Raw genomic sequence first — 16,542 nt, forward strand, 5'->3', positions numbered from 1 at the left:
TGCCGTAAGACCTGCAGTCGAAGGTTTCCAACTGGGCAAAGGTCTATTATTATCGGCATATTACAGATGAGCCACGTACTGCTCGGGCCCGAAAAGGAATCAAATCACTATGCGCTGTAAAACGCTGACTGCTGCCGCAGCGGTTCTTCTTATGTTGACCGCAGGCTGTTCCACTCTGGAACGAGTGGTTTACCGTCCTGACATCAACCAGGGTAACTATCTGGCACCTAACGATGTAGCAAAAATTCGTGTCGGCATGACGCAACAGCAGGTTGCTTATGCTCTGGGTACTCCAATGATGTCGGATCCGTTTGGCACTAACACCTGGTTCTACGTTTTCCGTCAGCAGCCTGGGCATGAAAACATTACCCAGCAGACCCTCACTCTGACCTTTAACAACAGCGGTGTGTTAACCAACATTGATAACAAACCGGCGCTGACCAAAGAGTAATGCACAGGCGGCGGTAGCCATACCGCTCCGGAAACGCAAAAAGCGCTCAATGAGCGCTTTTTTTATGCCAGCCGGCCCTACTTCTCGTCGTTCTTTTTCTCTGCCCTCTGGCGCCGTAGCTCTTTCGGGTCTGCAATGAGCGGCCGGTAAATCTCCACCCGGTCGCCATCATGGACTTCATCGTGCAGTTTGGCCGGGCGGCTATAAATTCCCACCTTGTTTTTCGCCAGATTTATATCGTCGCGTAGCGCCAGAAGCCCGCTGGCAATAATCGCCTGTTCGACCGTCGCCCCCTCCTCCAGCCTTACGCTTTGCAAATACTGCTTTTCAGGCAAAGCATAGGCGACTTCAACGACGATTTTAGCCGACACGATAAACCTCTTTCGCCCGGGTGGTAAACGCCTGCACCATATTGAGCGCCAGCTCTTTAAAAATGCGGCCAAACGCCATTTCAATCAGCTTGTTGGTGAATTCAAAATCGAGGTGGAATTCGATTTTGCACGCATCCGGACTCAGCGGAATAAACCGCCAGCCGCCAATAAGCGATTTAAACGGACCATCGACCAGACTCATCAGGATGCTCTGGTTGCTGGTTAACGTATTCCGCGTTGTGAAAGTCTTGCTGATGCCTGCCTTGGACACATCAACCGCCGCCATCATCTGCGTCGGTCCGGACTCCAGCACGCGGCTACCGGTGCAGCCTGGCAAAAAATCAGGGTAGGACTTCACATCGTTTACGAGTTGATACATCTGCTCCACGCTGAACGGCACCAGCGCGGTACGGCTAATCTGAGGCATAGCAAGTTCCACATTTAAACACGGCGCAAATAATATCATTTATCTGCTGCTAAAAAAAACGCTGTGCCACAACTCGTGCTAAGATAACGCGTTACACCTCGCAGGATGGATTGAGGTAACTATGTATAAGATAAGCGATGACTTCAGGACACTATGACTAAGAAAAAAGCACACAAACCTGGATCAGCCACCATTGCGCTGAATAAACGCGCCCGTCATGAATACTTTATCGAAGATGAATACGAGGCGGGTCTCGCCCTGCAAGGGTGGGAAGTCAAATCTCTGCGCGCAGGTAAAGCCAACATCGGCGATAGCTACGTGATCCTGAAAGACGGCGAAGCCTATCTGTTTGGTGCCAACTTTACGCCAATGGCCGTGGCTTCAACCCACTACGTCTGCGACCCGACTCGCACCCGCAAGCTGCTGCTGAATCAGCGCGAGCTCGATGCGCTGTACGGCCGTATTAACCGGGAAGGTTATACCGTCGTTGCCCTGTCGCTGTACTGGAAAAACGCCTGGTGCAAAGTGAAAATTGGCGTGGCGAAAGGTAAGAAACAGCACGACAAGCGTACCGATCTGAAAGACCGCGAATGGGCGGTGGATAAAGCGCGCATTATGAAACACGCCGGACGTTAACCTCCTTCTCCAAGGGCCAGCTAAGCTGGCCCTTGTGCTATATCGTTGTTGATGCTGATTTTTTACCCAATCAGGCGCTATAAACCACCGAACGAGGGCTGGTAAGCCTGTTCATAAATCTGTTATACTTGTTCTAACACATTGGGGCTGATTCTGGATTCGACGGGATTCGCGAAACCCAAGGTGCATGCCGAGGGGCGGTTGGCCTCGTAAAAAGCCGCAAAAAAATAGTCGCAAACGACGAAAACTACGCTTTAGCAGCTTAATAACCTGCTCTGAGCCCTCTCTCCCTAGCTTCCGCTCTTAAGACGGGGATCAAAGAGAGGTCAAACCCAAAAGAGATCGCGTGAATACCCTGCCTGGGGTTGAAGCGTTAAAACTAATCAGGCTAGTCTGGTAGTGGCGTGTCTGTCCGCAGGTGCCAGGCGAATGTAAAGACTGACTAAGCATGTAGTGCCGAGGATGTAGGAATTTCGGACGCGGGTTCAACTCCCGCCAGCTCCACCAAAATTCTCCATCGGTGATTACCAGAGTCATCCGATGAAGTCCTAAGAGCCCGCACGGCGCAAGCCCTGTGGGCTTTTTTGTGCCCTCAATTTGTCTTGCGAAGTCCGAAGAGAACTAATTAAATCCGAACCTTTTAGGCCCATTGATAGGCCCAACGAAAAGCTCAATTGTTTTCGTTGGGCCTAAATGCATGGAGACTCCCCATGGCAAGAAAAACCAAGCCGTTAACCGATACGGAAATCAAAGCCGCCAAACCTAAAGATGCCGATTACCAGCTGTATGATGGTGACGGAGTGACAGCCTCAGAGATGCAAATAGCCAGGCAGTAATTTGCCAAGAAATCTGCCATTAGACCTTGAACGCCGCTTCTGGCGTTCAAGGTCTAATGTCTTGCGAACCATGAGTTAGATGCTACGCCCTTCAATGACAGAGCATTTTTCTCTTACCCTAACAATTAACACATCCATGCAGACAGGCCGCACTTCTTACCGGAATTGCGGCCTGTCTGTATTTATGCCGTAAACCACAAAGGAGTATTCATAATGAAATTAGCCAGCCCCTGCGGGCGGATTAACCAAATTCGCCGCGACCGTCCACTGACAAACAAAGAGCTGATGACCCATGTACCCAGTGTATTAAACTAGTCAAATATGGTTCAAAAATTACCTGTAGATATTTGTATGGGTAATCATAAAAACTCATCGGCACTCAGCACGTCTGGCAAAAAAAGAGGAGGCATCGGCCTCCTCCTGATCAAGCCAGCGCGAACCGCAGGCCTGTATCTGTATGATATTATTTAGTAACTATGTATTGAGCGACTGTGTTTTTCGCCCCGTTTTCCAGTAACGATAAATAGGCCTGGGTGATTTTCCCGACAAACTCTGCTACATGCGGCAATTCTTTGCCAAAAATAGCCTCAATGCCAAGGAGTGCTTTCACGCGAGCTTCGCCTTGCTCACTGCGGGATACCGCCTCTCTAAGCACAGGAAGCAGTGGGTCGCTAACGTCAATACTGTTTCCTCGTTCATCTACGCCGCCGACATAGCGCATCCAGCCCGCAATGCCCATCGCCAGCAGATCGAAACGACTGTGGTGCGCCAGGTGCCAGCGAACGGAATCCAGCATACGCTGCGGAAGTTTCTGGCTACCATCCATCGCGATCTGCCAGGTACGGTGACGCAGCCCCGTGTTGCTGTAGCGCTCAATCAGCAGATCAGCATAGCGTGTCAAATCGACGCCTTTGACGTTCAGCGTTGGAGCCTGCTCGTTCAACATCAGCGCGTGTGCGGCAAGGCGGAAGTTCTCATCATCCATACATTCATTGATGTGCTGATAGCCCGCCAGATAGCCCAGGTATGCCAGGAAAGAGTGGCTACCGTTCAGCATGCGCAGCTTCATCTCTTCAAATGGAAGCACGTTGGAAACCAGTTCGGCGCCTGCTTTTTCCCACTCCGGGTGGCCTGCCACAAAGTTATCTTCAATTACCCACTGGCGGAAAGGTTCACAGGCTACGCCTGCCGGATCGCGCACTCCGGTGATCTGTTCAATCTTGTCCAGCGTATCCGGGGTAATGGCTGGTACGATACGATCTACCATCGTGGAAGGGAATGTCACGTTTTGTTCAATCCAGGCCGCCAGCTCCGCATCAAGCGCGCGGGCATAAGTACCAATAACGTTACGTGTGACGTGCCCGTTTTCCGGCATATTGTCGCAGGACATGACGGTAAAGGGTGGCAGACCGGCCGCTTTACGGCGCGCCAGGGCTTCCACAATGACACCCGGTGCGGATTTTGGCTGATGCGGGTTTTGCAGATCGGCGCTAATAAACGGGTGATCCAGCATTAACTGGCCCGTAGCGGGCGAATGACAATAGCCTTTTTCGGTGATCGTCATTGAGACAATGGCTACCTGCGGCTCGCACATGGCTGCCAGCACCGTCTCCAGCCCGTCCACCTGCGCATGAAGCGCACGTTTAACCACGCCAACCACGCGGGCAGTCCAGGCGTCTGCCGACATTTCTGCAACCGTGAAGAGATGATGCTGGTTATTCAGATCGGCAATCTGCTGCTCGCCACCAATCAGATTAACTTCGGTGTAGCCCCAGTCACTGCCATGTTCCGCAGCCAGAATATCGGCGTAAACCGCCTGATGTGCGCGATGAAAAGCGCCAAATCCCAGATGAACGATACGCGAAACCAGTTTGTCGCGATCCCAGGCTGGAACGGTGGCGTTTGCCGTTAAAAGCGTATTTTGCATGTTCTACTCGCTAAATAAAAAGAGGGTCGGCAACAGACGGATTACGATCTGCTGCCGATGAGGGTTATTCGTTTAACACGGAGCCTGGGTTATTCGACTTTACGTGCTGAGCCGGTGCCGGATTCCACAGTTCGTCATAGGAATAACCGGTAAGATCTTCCACAACATGGCGGGCCTCTGGCGTCACATTTTGCTTGTGGCCATTAGCTTTGAGGCGCTCAATTTCATCGACAAAAATCTTGTGCGTGCGCTTGTTCAGATGGAAGGTCAGCGCCTGCCACAGGGCGATCATCAGCAGCGCGGCAGTGCCCACGAATAGCAGCATGGCGATGGTGTCGATGGCTTCCTGCGGCTGAACCTGGCTCCCTTTCACGAAACCGCCACTTTGCAGAAGCAGACCCACCGCAAAGGTAGCAATCGCGACCGTTGTCTTACGGGAGAAGGTCATTACCGCAGCAAACAGCCCTTCGCGACGCTGACGCGTAATCATTTCGTCGATATCCGGGATAAACGGGAATACGTTCCACGGGGTAAACTCCAGGACGCAGCGACCTACCTGATAGATCCCGGCGAGGATCACCAGCAGCATCACCTTATTGTCTGTCGGGAACTGATAGACCAGGAAGAACCCGCCGAGACACAGCATCATCAGAGTGTAAGCGAAGACATAAAGACGGGACGGGCCGTATTTAATGATCGCCATCCCTGCCGCCAGTGTGACCGGCAGCCCGACAATACTCATCGACAGCAGCGTACCCGCCAGTGAGGAGGAAACATTCAGGCAGTAGACGCAGAAAAATACGAAAACGGTGTTGTAAACGTCCTTGGCGGTAAAGGAGAAAAGATAGATTGCCAGGTGTTTACGGAACGCGCGAACCTTCAGTGTTGAGGCATACTCCTTAAACAGATTGCCAAAGGCGGCCAGTTTCTCAGCGGTAGTTTTTGCCTGTGGCTCTTTCTCAATCTCCGCCAGCATTTCCGGCGTTAGCTCACGTTCCCAGGTCACTTTCCAGGAGATAAATACGCAGACGGTGAACATCACGGCAAACACCACACCGTTGATCAGATAAGCATCGGCATTGTTTTCGCCCAGCCAGCCAATCAACAGGCCCGGAATAAAGGTCGCAAGGAACGTCCCGGACGCCGACAGGAACATGCGGCAGGTGGACAGTTTAGTTCGCTCGTTGAAGTCTTTGGTCATCTCGGAAGGCAGCGTTTCCCACGGGATCAGTACCATTGCGGCGATAACCTCAAAGGCCAGATAAACCGCAAGATAGAACCAAAAATTCATCCCGTTCAGCCACAGCATGATGTAAACCAGCATCAGCGGTGCACCGATCAACAGGAAGAAGCGGCGACGACCAAATTTCTTACCCAGTTTATTTTTATAGAAATGATCCGTAAAGCTGCCCATAAACAGGCTGACGATAGCATCGACAATACGGGCGATAGCGACGATTGAAGCGGCTTCAATCGGTGACAGACCCACAAATGTGGTGTAGTAAAAAAGCAGCCATGCACCGATAACGGTAAAGGCTCCGCCACCCATAATATCTGTCAGACCATAGCCGATACTGACAGGAATGGTGACTTTTCTCTTTTTAAGCGACATGGTTTATCCCTGTATCAGGCCTGAGCAAAACGGAAATAACGACGTGCGTTGTCTACACAGATGCCACGGATCATCGTGGCAAGGATCTCTTCGTCATTCGGGACTTCGCCTTTTTCTACCCAACCGCCAAGCAGATCGCAGAGGATCCGGCGGAAGTAATCGTGACGGGTATAGGATACGAAGCTGCGGGAATCGGTGAGCATGCCAATAAAGTTGGCCAGTAAACCCTGATCGGCCAGCGCGTTAAGCTGGTTGACCATGCCGCGACGGGTATCGTTAAACCACCAGCCGGAACCAAATTGCAGCGGGGATTTCACGCCCTCTTCACCACTCTGGAAATTGGCGATGGTAGACGCAACCACATCGTTGTAGCCGGCGTTGAGGTTGTAGAGGATGGTTTTTGGCAGGCCGTCGTTTTCAGCCATGGCGTTGAGCAGGGCATTTAGACTTTCCGCGAGATGCGTCTGATCGCCAATCGAATCAAAGCCGCAGTTGATACCTACTTTGTGGAACATAGGTTTGTTGTTGTTACGGATCGCGCCAAAGTGGATTTGCATCGCCCAGTTTCGCTGCTTATACATTCTGGCGAGTGCGACAAAAATAAGGCTATCCCATGCCTGGAGTTCATCTTCCGTCAGTACCTCACCGCCCAGTCGGCGCTGGAATAGTACATCCTGCGCGGTTGCATCAATGTGGCAATAACGTACCGCCAGCGGCCCGTGATCGGAAATACGGCAGCCTGCGCTGTGGAAGAAATCGATGCGTGATTCCAGAGCTGCCAGGAACTGTTCCAGCGACACGATCGGCGTTTCGGTTTTTTGAGCCAGTCGTGAGACAAAGGTCAGGAAGCGCTCCGGATCTGTATCGAACAGTTCATCCGGGCGGAAGGTTGGCAAAACGAGGGTGGAAAAGTCATGGTTTGCTGCCAGTTGCAGATGGAAGTGCAGATCGTCGAGCGGGCCATCGGTGGTACACAGCGCTTCAACATTTGAACGACGGATTAATGCTTGAGGTAAAAAATCACTCCCGTGTAATTGTTCATTACAACGCTGCATAATTTCACGCCAGTTTTTGCTATTTAGCGTGTCGTCGATATCAAAGTAATGTTTAAGCTCGAGGTGGGTCCAGTGGTAGAGCGGGTTGCCAAAACTGGCTTCAACGGTTTGCGCCCAGGCTTCGAATTTTTCTTCTGCACAGGCATCACCGGTAATTTTCCGTTCAGGAATACCATTCGCACGCATCGCACGCCATTTGTAATGATCGCCTTCCAGCCATAGCTGGCTGATATCAGCAAATGGTTTATTTTCCCAGATAGCCTTTGCATCAAGGTGGCAATGATAATCAATAATGGGTAACGTTTTAGCCAGTTCAGAATAGAGTTTTTCACCCGTTATGCTATTGATCATAAAACTATTATTTATTAGCGGCATACATTCTCCACGAAAGCATTTGTCGTAGGCTAAACACCGTCTTGTTGGCAAGAACAGGTCTCTAACGCAGGGTTGATGGCATAAACATTAAACCTCTCCCGGCTCAGCAGTCTACTACCATACAAGTATAAATAAACAAATTGTGACTTGATTCATATTATTTAGATCTTATTTCCATTCGTTAAAACCATCATGAAATATATTTATTCCGATCATTTCAGCGTGAATTTCATGCCATATTGTTACATAAGGATCTCCTTATTTACTTAATTCACAAAAAAACAACACATAACGGAATCTCTATTTCCGGTTTGAGTGTTCCAAGCAGAGCATTACAGAGTTACACGGACAGAGGGCTGCAACTTATTTTTGTAACGGAGGGTTGATCTCAGGAAAATTACTGAATATGCTTTTTGATACTAGTATGGTACTAATTCAAAAAGCGAAAATGCAACGGTAAAGGCGGATGTAAGAATGCAGATGACAATGCGATGGTTTGGGCCGCAGGAAGATAAAATCCCTCTGGAATATATTCGACAGGTGCCTGGAGTGGAAGGTGTGGTGGGTGCTCTGTATGACGTTGCACCTGGAGAAGTCTGGCCGGTTGATAAAATTAAGGCGCTGGTGGAGCAGGCGCATGCTGCGGGCCTGACGATGGAAGTCATTGAAAGCGTCAACATACATGATGACATCAAAATCGGTACGCCAGAGCGCGACCGCTATATTGAAAACTACAAACAAACCATCCGTAATCTGGCCGGTTTTGGCGTAAAAGTTATCTGCTATAACTTCATGCCCGTCTTTGACTGGATGAAAACCGACATGAACTATGTCCTTCCAGATGGTTCATTGACTATGGCTTTCGAAAAGCATGGTATTGATAAAACGCTGGAAGAGGTGGTGAAAGAAGTCCTGGATAATTCTAACGGTTTCGCCTTACCAGGATGGGAACCAGAGCGTCTGGCAAAAGTACAAGAATTATTTTCCCGTTACGGCGGCGTTGATGATGACAAGCTGCGTGAAAATCTGTTTTATTTCCTACGTGAAATTATTCCGGTTTGCGAAGAAGTGGGTGTGAAAATGGCAATCCACCCGGACGATCCACCGTACTCTATTTTTGGGCTGCCGCGCGTTGTGAAAAACCATGCCGATCTGGCAATGATTTGCGATGCGGTTGATTCACCCGCCAATGGTATTACTCTATGTACCGGATCGATTGCTGAAGATCCCGATAATAATGTGTATGAGATTCTGGCGGAATTTACCCGTCGTAAGCGTCTCCATTTTGCTCATGTCCGTAATATCAAACTGATTAAGGATAAAGATTTCTACGAATCTGCTCATCCTTCACAGTATGGTTCTCTGGATATGTATCGTGTGATGCAGGCTCTGCATGATAACGGCTTCGACGGCTATATTCGCCCGGATCATGGTCGCTTTATCTGGGGTGAAACCGGGCGTCCGGGCTATGGCCTTTACGACCGCGCATTAGGTGTTACTTATCTGATGGGGTTATGGGAAGCACTGGAAAAGAAAAAGCAATAATCCCCTGAACCGGGGAATAATGTTCCCCGGTAATCATATATTTAATTAACTCAATAATTATATAGCCAATTTCGACTCCACCAGCCCACCAATCGTCTCCATCGGTGATTACCAGAGTCATCCGATGAAAGAGGTCGCTCTCAGCGCCGTCGACGCCCCGGCGCAGAAAATGCATAAATTCAGCTTTTCTGAGGCGAACCGGTACTTACTGCGCGTAGGTGTTATTTCACCCTCTGAGCGATGGTTTTTGGCGACACCGGACGGCCATACTTTTTATAAAGATAGAAGCGTGGTTCCACGTAGATATCGCGGATGGCTACAGAGTTCTGTAACGACGCGCTGCCGCTAAGACGCTACCCCGCGGCATGAACGCGACTGAATCCGAATCGCTTAGACGCAGCCGCGGACCCAACGCCCCTCGCCAGGCCCCTTCAGCCATCCCACCCCACCCGCTAAAGGCCCACGGTGAAAATGGACTTTACGTGCCCTCCCCGACGGGGATTCCTTCTAAAAAGTCGCCTTATTTGTTATATTGTGCTTATTGATCACTCACCTCTGCGGTGCCAAAAAGAATAATATTCACCGCGACCCAGGAAGATGAAATGCTAGATTACCGCTTCCCGACAGCTTTGCAGATGGTTCTCAGCGTAGCGATGGCGGAGCAGTTGGGTGAACGTTCGACCAGCGCGATCCTCGCCTATGGCCTGGAAGCCAATCCGAGCTTTATCCGTAAACTGATGGTTCCCCTCACGCGCGACGGCATTATCGTCTCGACGCTGGGGCGCAACGGATCCATCCACCTTGGCCGCCCGGCTGATAAAATTACCCTGCGCGATATCTACGTCTCCGTGATTGAAGACAAAAAGCTGTGGGCTTCGCGCCCTGACGTCCCGGCCCGCTGCGTGGTCAGCGCCAACGCCTGCTGGTACTTCAAGTCCATCGCCGACGAAGCCGAACAGGCATCGCTGAACGTGCTGGCTCGCCATACCGTGGCGAGCGCGCTGGAAAAGGTCAAAAAAGGCGATATCAGCGGCTGCCTGCCGCTGCCCGAAGCTGACGCTCTCGCCAAAAAAGCGCACTAAATCCGGCGCTCCGGCTCCCTTAAATAGTAAAAAACCGCCTTCAGTGAAGGCGGTTTTTTTATGCTATGAAGGTTGGGTCAGGAGGGCTGAACCTCCGCTACCGGCTTGCCGCGCGTCACGAACTTGCGCAGCGTAACGTAAAACACCGGCGTCAGGAACAGGCCGAACAGCGTCACCCCTAGCATCCCGGAGAACACCGTGATCCCGGTAACGCCGCGAACCTCCGCCCCCGCTCCGTGGCCCAGAATCAGCGGGATAGTCCCGGCGATAAAGGCAATCGAGGTCATCACAATCGGGCGCAGACGCAGGCGACAGGCCTCCAGCGCGGCCTCGATAATCCCTTTCCCCTGCATCTCCAGCTCGCGGGCGAACTCGACGATCAGGATGGCGTTCTTACAGGCCAGCCCCATCAGCACCACCAGCCCTACCTGCACGAACACGTTATTATCGCCGCCGGTTAACCAGACCCCGAACAGAGCGGATAGCAGGGTCATCGGCACGATCAGGATCACCGCCAGCGGCAGCGTCCAGCTTTCATACAGCGCCGCCAGCACCAGGAACGCCAGCAGCACCGCGACCGGGAAGACGATCATGGCCGTGTTACCCTGAGTGGCCTGCTGGTAGCTGAGGTCCGTCCATTCAATATTCATCCCGTTCGGCAGCACCTGCTTAGACATCCCGGCCAGCGTCGTCATCGCCTGAGCGGACGACAGCACGCGGGGATCGGCATCACCGATAAGATCCGCCGCCGGATAGCCGTTGTAGCGGATCACCGGATCGGGCCCGTAGGTGGTGGTGATATTCACCATGCTGCCGATCGGCACCATCTCGCCCTGGCTGTTGCGGGTGCGTAGATTACCGATATCCTCCACGCTGTCGCGGAACGGCCCGTCGGCCTGGGCCATCACGCGCCAGGTGCGGCCAAACTGGTTAAAATCGTTCACGTAGGACGATCCCAGATAGGTCTGCAGCGTCCCGAACAGATCGGTCAGCGACACGCCCTGAGCCTTGGCCTTATCGCGATCTACCTGCACATCCAGCTGCGGAACGTTGGCCTGATAGGTGGAGATCGGGAAGTGCATTCCCGGCGTCTGCATAATCGCCCCCGACATGGTATTAACCGCAGTTTGCAGCGCGCCGTAGCCCAGCCCGGCCCGGTCCTGGATATAAAGCGAGTAGCCGGAACCCTGGCCCAGTCCCAGAATCGGCGGCGGCAGGATCGAGAAGCCGAACCCCTGCTGCAGCTGCGCAATTTTAGCGTTAATCTCGGCGTTAATTTCCGCCGCGGTATGCGTACGCTGATCGAACGGCTTCAGGCCGAAGAAGACCGTACCGGTGTTCGGCGTATTGGTAAACTGCAACGCGTTGAGTCCCGGGAACGCCACCGCATAATCCACGCCTTCGGTGTTCATGCCGATTTCGCTCATTTTGCGGATCATCGCGTCGGTTCGCGCCAGCGAAGCGCCTTCCGGCATCTTCACGCCGCCAATCAGATACAGCTTATCCTGGGTCGGAATAAATCCACCGGGCACGGCTTTAAACATCACCCCGGCGGCGCAAAGCAGCAGCACATAAACCAGGAACACCGCCCCGCGTCGGCCCAGGGTTTTCGCTACCAGTCCCTGATAGCCGTGGGAGCTGCGGTTGAAGAAGCGGTTAAACGGTCGGAACAGCCAGCCGAACAGTCTGTCGATAAGCCGGGTCGGCATATCTTTCGGCGCGCCGTGCGGCTTCAGCAGCAGCGCCGCCAGCGCCGGGGAGAGCGTCAGCGAGTTAATCGCCGAGATCACCGTCGAAATAGCGATAGTTACCGCAAACTGCTTGTAGAACTGCCCGGTGACGCCGGAGAGGAAGGCCATCGGTACGAATACCGCGCACAGCACCAGGGCGATAGCAATAATCGGCCCGGAAACCTCGCGCATCGCCTGGTGCGCCGCCTGCAGCGGTGCCAGCCCCTCTTCAATATTACGCTCGACGTTCTCCACCACCACGATGGCGTCATCCACCACGATCCCGATGGCGAGCACCAGCCCGAACAGGCTCAGGGTATTCAGCGAGAAACCAAGCAGGTAGAGGATGCTGAACGTCCCCACCACCGACACCGGCACGGCAATCAGCGGGATGATCGACGCGCGCCAGGTTTGCAGGAACAGAATCACCACCAGCACGACCAGCACCACCGCTTCCAGCAGGGTTTGCACCACCGCGCGGATGGAGTCGCGCACGAAGACCGTTGGGTCGTACGGCGCCGCCCACTTCATATCCTCCGGGAAGCGCGTCGACAGCTCGCTCATCTTCGCGCGTACGGCGTTAGAGAGGTCGATGGCGTTCGCCCCCGGCGACTGGAAGATACCAATCCCGACCGCGTCTTTATTATTCAGCTGCGAGCGCAGGGCGTAGCTGCCGGAGCCCATCTCAACGCGCGCCACGTCGTGCAGGCGCACCACCGATCCGTCCTGGGCCGTTTTGAGGATGATATTGCCGAACTCCTCCTCGGTATGCAGGCGCCCCTGGGCGTTAATCGAGATCAGGAAATCGCTCTCTTTCGGCAGCGGCTCGGCGCCGAGCTGGCCGGCGGAAACCTGTACGTTTTGCTCCTGCATCGCCGCGACGACGTCAGAAGCGGTCAGGCCGCGCGCCGCCACCTTATTGGGGTCCAGCCAGACGCGCATGGCGTATTCGCCGGAGCCAAAAATCTGAATCTGCCCGACGCCCGGCAGGCGCGCCAGCTCATCCTTCACCTTCAGCGTGGCGTAGTTGCGCATATACAGCGAATCGTACTTGCCATTCGGCGAGAACAGATGCACCACCAGGGTGAGCGTGGGAGACTGCTTCTGGGTGGTGATCCCGAGGCGGCGCACGTCCTCAGGCAGGCGGGCTTCGGCCTGCGATACCCGGTTTTGCACCTGAACCTGCGCCTGGTCGGGATCGGTGCCCGGGCGGAAGGTCACGGTGGTGACCAGCACGCCGTCGGAACCGGCGACGGATTTCATATACATCATGTTTTCAACGCCGTTGATCGCTTCCTCCAGCGGCGTGGCCACGGTTTCCGCGATAACCTTCGGGTTGGCGCCCGGATACTCCGCGCGCACCTGCACGCTCGGCGGCACGACGTCAGGATATTCGCTGACCGGCAGCAGCGGAATCGCGATCAATCCGGTGACGAAAATCAAAATCGACAGCACCGCGGCAAAAATCGGCCTGTCGATAAAAAAGCGGGAAAAGTCCATACGACGGATTCTCTGGTAAGGGATCAGTTAAGGGCGGTGCTGGCGGTCATGGCGACGGTTTTCGCGTTAACCGGCATGCCCGGCATAAACACTTTTTGTAAGCCGTCTACGATGACTTTATCGCCGGGGTTGAGCCCCTGCTGCACGATGCGCAGGCCCGCCGCCAGGCGGCCAGGCGTGATATCCCGACGCTGCGCTTTACCATCTTTATCAACGATATAAACGTATTTTCGATCCTGATCGGTTAATACCGCCTTGTCGTCAATCAGCATGGCGTTGAACTCGGCGCTGCCCGGCAGGCGCACGCGGGCGAACAGTCCCGGCGTAAACAGGCGCTGGGCGTTATCCAGCACCGCGCGCATGCGGATCGTGCCGGTACTCGGGGTGAGCTGATTGTCGAGGAAATCCACTTTGCCCTGATGGGGATAGCCCTCCTCTCCGACCAGGCCAATTTCCACCGGCAGGGCCAGATGACTGCTGGACGCCCCCTGCCCGCTGCGGGCAAGGTTTTGGTAGTGGAGATAGGTTGATTCATCCACGTCAAAGTAGACGTAAACCGTCTTCTGCGACACCAGAGTAGTGAGCACGCTGGCGCTGTCGCCTGCGGTGACGAGGTTGCCGCTGGTGATCAGCGCGCGGCTGGCGCGGCCGTCGATAGGCGCGGTCACTTTGGTAAAATCAAGATTCAGCTGCGCCGCGTCAACCGCCGCCTGCGCCGCCCGCATATCGGCCTGCGCCTGAACGGCGGCCGAACGCCGCTGCTCCCACTCTTCGCGGGAGACCACGTTGGTGTTCACCAGCTTGTCGGTACGGCCGGCCTCGCTGCGGGCCAGGCTGGCCTGGGTTTTGCTGCGCGAAAGCTCCGCCTGCGCCTGTTCGAGCGCGGCGCGGTAGGTTCTGTCGTCGATGGTGAACAGCACCTCGCCTTTTTTCACTTCCTGGCCATCGGTGTAGTTCACTTTATCGATATAGCCGGAGACGCGCGGACGCAGCTGGACGCTCTCTACCGCTTCGATTCGGCCGTTAAAGCTATCCCACTGGCTGACGGGTTTGACCACCACGTCGGCTGCGCTGACGGCAGGCGCCTGGGGGGCGGCATTTTGCGCGATGCCGTTGTCGCATCCGGCAAGCAGCGCCGCGAGCAGCGCCGTCCCCAACAAACGCCGATGAAAGTTAACCCAAGGTTTTTGCAGGCTCATTATTTTTATTCCGCTGGTTGTTGTTGCCGCCGAACAAGACGCTGCGGGGGACGCTGCGCCACTTCCTTTGTCCGGGCTGGCTGAAGGCCATTTGTGTCGCTCATCGCCACAAAATATGTATCAATTACGAGTACACTATCGCGGGGATTGTAGGGAGGCGCTAAATTAAGTGCAAGAATAATTGTTGCACTTTATGTGCTATTCGCGGAGGTGAAGTATGACCATTTGTTAAGGCTCGTTGTTTTTTCTGACTTTACCGCCCCCATAGCGCCCCGGCGGCGCATCTTTCGGCGCCAGCCCGCCTTAAATGCGCCATCGGGAACGACCGGCGTCATTAGGTGAATCCCTAAGAGCCCGCACCGCGTATGCCCTGCAGCTGTTTTGTACCTGCATTCCTGCGGGACAATTTCCCTGATTCCAGTTAACCTTGTTACCCATTCCAGAAAACATCGCACTTACTGAGCTATGTCATGATTTTGACCCGGATGGAACACGATGACTGTCCCGTATTATCAGTACGAAAAGCGTCTGAAATAAGGTATAAAGCCGCATGAAAATCCCAAACAGAATCCAACCTCTGGTCGATGACGGCCTGATAGACGAAGTGCTTCAACGGCTGAAAAGCGGTAAAGAAGCCGACGTTTACACTGTTTTATGCGGTGATAAGATCCAATGCGCCAAAGTGTACAAAGAGGCGGCACAGCGCAGCTTTAAGCAGGCCGTGCAGTATCAGGAAGGTCGTAAAGTCCGCAATTCGCGTAATAACCGCGCGATGCAAAAAGGCTCAAAGTTCGGACGCAAGCAGCAGGAAGAGACCTGGCAAATGGCGGAGGTCGATGCGCTGTTCCGCCTGGCTAACGCCGGGGTTCGCGTACCTCAACCCTATATCTGCATTGACGGCGTGTTATTGATGGAGCTTGTCACTGACGCCGAGGGCGCGGTCGCCCCGCGCCTTAGCGATGTGGCCTTGACGGAAGAGGAAGCCGTCGCTGATTTCGCTACCATGATCCGCAATATCGTGCGCATGCTCTGCGCCGGTCTGGTACACGGTGATTTATCGGAGTTCAACGTCCTGCTTGATGCGCAGGGGCCGGTGATTATTGACCTGCCGCAGGCGGTAGATGCCGCGGCAAACAACCATGCAAAATCCATGTTCGAGCGTGACGTGAATAACATCACCTCCTACTACGGCCAGTTCGCTCCGCAGCTATTAAAGACGCGCTACGCGAAAGAGATATGGATGCTGTATGAAGACGGAAAATTAACCCCGGAAACGCCGCTAACCGGCCTCTTTGTCGAAGAGGTCCATGACGTCGATATGGACTCGCTGATGGATGAGATCATCGCCGCGGAAGATGAATTTTACGAACGCCAGCGCGCCGCCAAAGAACGCGACGATGAGTAGATTTACGCCTTTGAGCGGCCGTACGGTAGCGTAGGCTGAGGGGCAGAAAGCGCTTAACCGCGAGAAACCCCGCTCATCCCGCAGCCAGAAGAGCCCGCAGAAGGGCCTGCAGCCCGAACAACCCCGGGCTGCGGCAATCTCCCCGGAGCAAGATCCGCCGACAGCAACCCTCAGCTTCATCCCCAGGCCCGAAGAGATCCCTTCCCCCCGCTCAATGCATACTTTTGAACATCAAGTTAACGCTTGAATGCTCATTATCACGCCGCATCACGGCCCCACCTCTCCCGCCCGCCAAACGGTAAAGAAAAATTATCTTAAATAAAATCAACAGCGATATGCGCAGAGTCGCCGTTTAGAGCAAAGTGCGATCGGCGTCAAGGTTATGACATTA

At 53.9% G+C, this 16,542-nt stretch carries 12 protein-coding genes, 1 other RNA gene and 2 pseudogenes; 8 read left to right on the forward strand and 7 right to left on the reverse strand.

All coding sequences use genetic code 11. The features are described from left to right. The first annotated feature begins 109 nt into the window (after positions 1-109). Positions 110-451, forward strand: coding sequence for an outer membrane protein assembly factor BamE (bamE, locus tag NWP14_RS20105; protein ID WP_095105682.1), 342 nt, complete (start codon positions 110-112; stop codon positions 449-451). A 77-nt stretch (positions 452-528) separates the two neighbouring features. On the opposite strand, the gene NWP14_RS20110 is transcribed toward bamE, so the two are convergent. Next, complete coding sequence (locus NWP14_RS20110; RefSeq protein WP_095105683.1) at positions 529-822, reverse strand: RnfH family protein; 294 nt, start codon at positions 820-822, stop codon at positions 529-531. After that, entirely contained in the window at positions 812-1,249 is a 438-nt protein-coding gene (locus tag NWP14_RS20115) for a type II toxin-antitoxin system RatA family toxin (protein WP_198389073.1), read from the reverse strand. Before NWP14_RS20115 ends, NWP14_RS20110 begins: the two co-directional genes overlap by 11 nt. A gap of 153 nt (positions 1,250-1,402) precedes the next feature. On the opposite strand from NWP14_RS20115, the gene smpB reads away from it, so the two are divergent. From smpB to NWP14_RS20135, 4 genes and pseudogenes are all read left to right on the forward strand, one after another. Further along, entirely contained in the window at positions 1,403-1,885 is a 483-nt protein-coding gene (smpB, locus tag NWP14_RS20120) for an SsrA-binding protein SmpB (RefSeq protein WP_045855711.1), read from the forward strand. Positions 1,886-2,028: 143 nt separating this feature from the next. Then, positions 2,029-2,392, forward strand: a transfer-messenger RNA (tmRNA) gene (ssrA, locus tag NWP14_RS20125). Positions 2,393-2,595: 203 nt separating this feature from the next. Further along, a pseudogene (locus tag NWP14_RS20130) lies at positions 2,596-2,691 on the forward strand (hypothetical protein); the annotation flags it as partial. Between the two features lie 243 nt (positions 2,692-2,934). Beyond that, positions 2,935-3,027 (forward strand): annotated as a pseudogene (locus NWP14_RS20135) (DUF945 domain-containing protein); the annotation flags it as partial. A 157-nt stretch (positions 3,028-3,184) separates the two neighbouring features. Here NWP14_RS20135 and NWP14_RS20140 read toward each other — a convergent pair. The 3 genes from NWP14_RS20140 to uxaC all read right to left on the reverse strand — a co-directional run bounded on the left by NWP14_RS20140 (position 3,185) and on the right by uxaC (position 7,690). Further along, positions 3,185-4,648 carry a mannitol dehydrogenase family protein gene (locus NWP14_RS20140; RefSeq protein ID WP_375215863.1) on the reverse strand — a complete coding sequence of 488 codons (1,464 nt, stop codon included), beginning with the start codon at positions 4,646-4,648 and terminating at the stop codon, positions 3,185-3,187. Positions 4,649-4,712: 64 nt separating this feature from the next. Further along, complete coding sequence (locus NWP14_RS20145; protein ID WP_095098179.1) at positions 4,713-6,260, reverse strand: MFS transporter; 1,548 nt, start codon at positions 6,258-6,260, stop codon at positions 4,713-4,715. A 14-nt stretch (positions 6,261-6,274) separates the two neighbouring features. After that, entirely contained in the window at positions 6,275-7,690 is a 1,416-nt protein-coding gene (uxaC, locus tag NWP14_RS20150; RefSeq protein ID WP_095098182.1) for a glucuronate isomerase, read from the reverse strand. Positions 7,691-8,164: 474 nt separating this feature from the next. Here uxaC and uxuA point away from each other — a divergent pair, with 474 nt between their 5' ends. Both uxuA and NWP14_RS20160 read left to right on the forward strand, forming a co-directional pair. Beyond that, positions 8,165-9,235 carry a mannonate dehydratase gene (uxuA, locus tag NWP14_RS20155; RefSeq protein WP_123708487.1) on the forward strand — a complete coding sequence of 357 codons (1,071 nt, stop codon included), beginning with the start codon at positions 8,165-8,167 and terminating at the stop codon, positions 9,233-9,235. Positions 9,236-9,837: 602 nt separating this feature from the next. Further along, a complete protein-coding gene (locus NWP14_RS20160) occupies positions 9,838-10,317 on the forward strand; it encodes an Rrf2 family transcriptional regulator (protein WP_331833892.1) in 480 nt (159 codons plus the stop codon). A gap of 77 nt (positions 10,318-10,394) precedes the next feature. Here NWP14_RS20160 and oqxB read toward each other — a convergent pair whose 3' ends face one another. Continuing rightward, positions 10,395-13,547 (reverse strand): multidrug efflux RND transporter permease subunit OqxB, encoded by a 3,153-nt coding sequence (gene oqxB / locus NWP14_RS20165; protein WP_375215864.1) that lies wholly within the window; start codon positions 13,545-13,547, stop codon positions 10,395-10,397. Positions 13,548-13,570: 23 nt separating this feature from the next. Beyond that, positions 13,571-14,746, reverse strand: coding sequence for an efflux RND transporter periplasmic adaptor subunit (locus NWP14_RS20170; RefSeq protein WP_095098194.1), 1,176 nt, complete (start codon positions 14,744-14,746; stop codon positions 13,571-13,573). 550 nt (positions 14,747-15,296) lie between these two features. Here NWP14_RS20170 and NWP14_RS20175 point away from each other — a divergent pair. Further along, positions 15,297-16,151 carry a PA4780 family RIO1-like protein kinase gene (locus NWP14_RS20175; protein ID WP_331833899.1) on the forward strand — a complete coding sequence of 285 codons (855 nt, stop codon included), beginning with the start codon at positions 15,297-15,299 and terminating at the stop codon, positions 16,149-16,151. The last annotated feature ends 391 nt before the right edge of the window (positions 16,152-16,542 follow it).

It is taken from the genome of Klebsiella sp. C349492 (genome assembly GCF_042055345.1).
Taxonomy (GTDB): domain Bacteria; phylum Pseudomonadota; class Gammaproteobacteria; order Enterobacterales; family Enterobacteriaceae; genus Klebsiella; species Klebsiella scottii.

Bases quoted from the DNA above. Each gene is read 5' to 3' on its own strand.
- bamE (WP_095105682.1), top strand. From the start codon at position 110: ATGCGCTGTAAAACGCTGACTGCTGCCGCAGCGGTTCTTCTTATGTTG.
- NWP14_RS20115 (WP_198389073.1), bottom strand. From the start codon at position 1,249: ATGCCTCAGATTAGCCGTACCGCGCTGGTGCCGTTCAGCGTGGAGCAG.
- smpB (WP_045855711.1), top strand. From the start codon at position 1,403: ATGACTAAGAAAAAAGCACACAAACCTGGATCAGCCACCATTGCGCTG.
- NWP14_RS20140 (WP_375215863.1), bottom strand. From the start codon at position 4,648: ATGCAAAATACGCTTTTAACGGCAAACGCCACCGTTCCAGCCTGGGAT.
- NWP14_RS20145 (WP_095098179.1), bottom strand. From the start codon at position 6,260: ATGTCGCTTAAAAAGAGAAAAGTCACCATTCCTGTCAGTATCGGCTAT.
- uxaC (WP_095098182.1), bottom strand. From the start codon at position 7,690: ATGCCGCTAATAAATAATAGTTTTATGATCAATAGCATAACGGGTGAA.
- uxuA (WP_123708487.1), top strand. From the start codon at position 8,165: ATGCAGATGACAATGCGATGGTTTGGGCCGCAGGAAGATAAAATCCCT.
- NWP14_RS20160 (WP_331833892.1), top strand. From the start codon at position 9,838: ATGCTAGATTACCGCTTCCCGACAGCTTTGCAGATGGTTCTCAGCGTA.
- oqxB (WP_375215864.1), bottom strand. From the start codon at position 13,547: ATGGACTTTTCCCGCTTTTTTATCGACAGGCCGATTTTTGCCGCGGTG.
- NWP14_RS20170 (WP_095098194.1), bottom strand. From the start codon at position 14,746: ATGAGCCTGCAAAAACCTTGGGTTAACTTTCATCGGCGTTTGTTGGGG.
- NWP14_RS20175 (WP_331833899.1), top strand. From the start codon at position 15,297: ATGAAAATCCCAAACAGAATCCAACCTCTGGTCGATGACGGCCTGATA.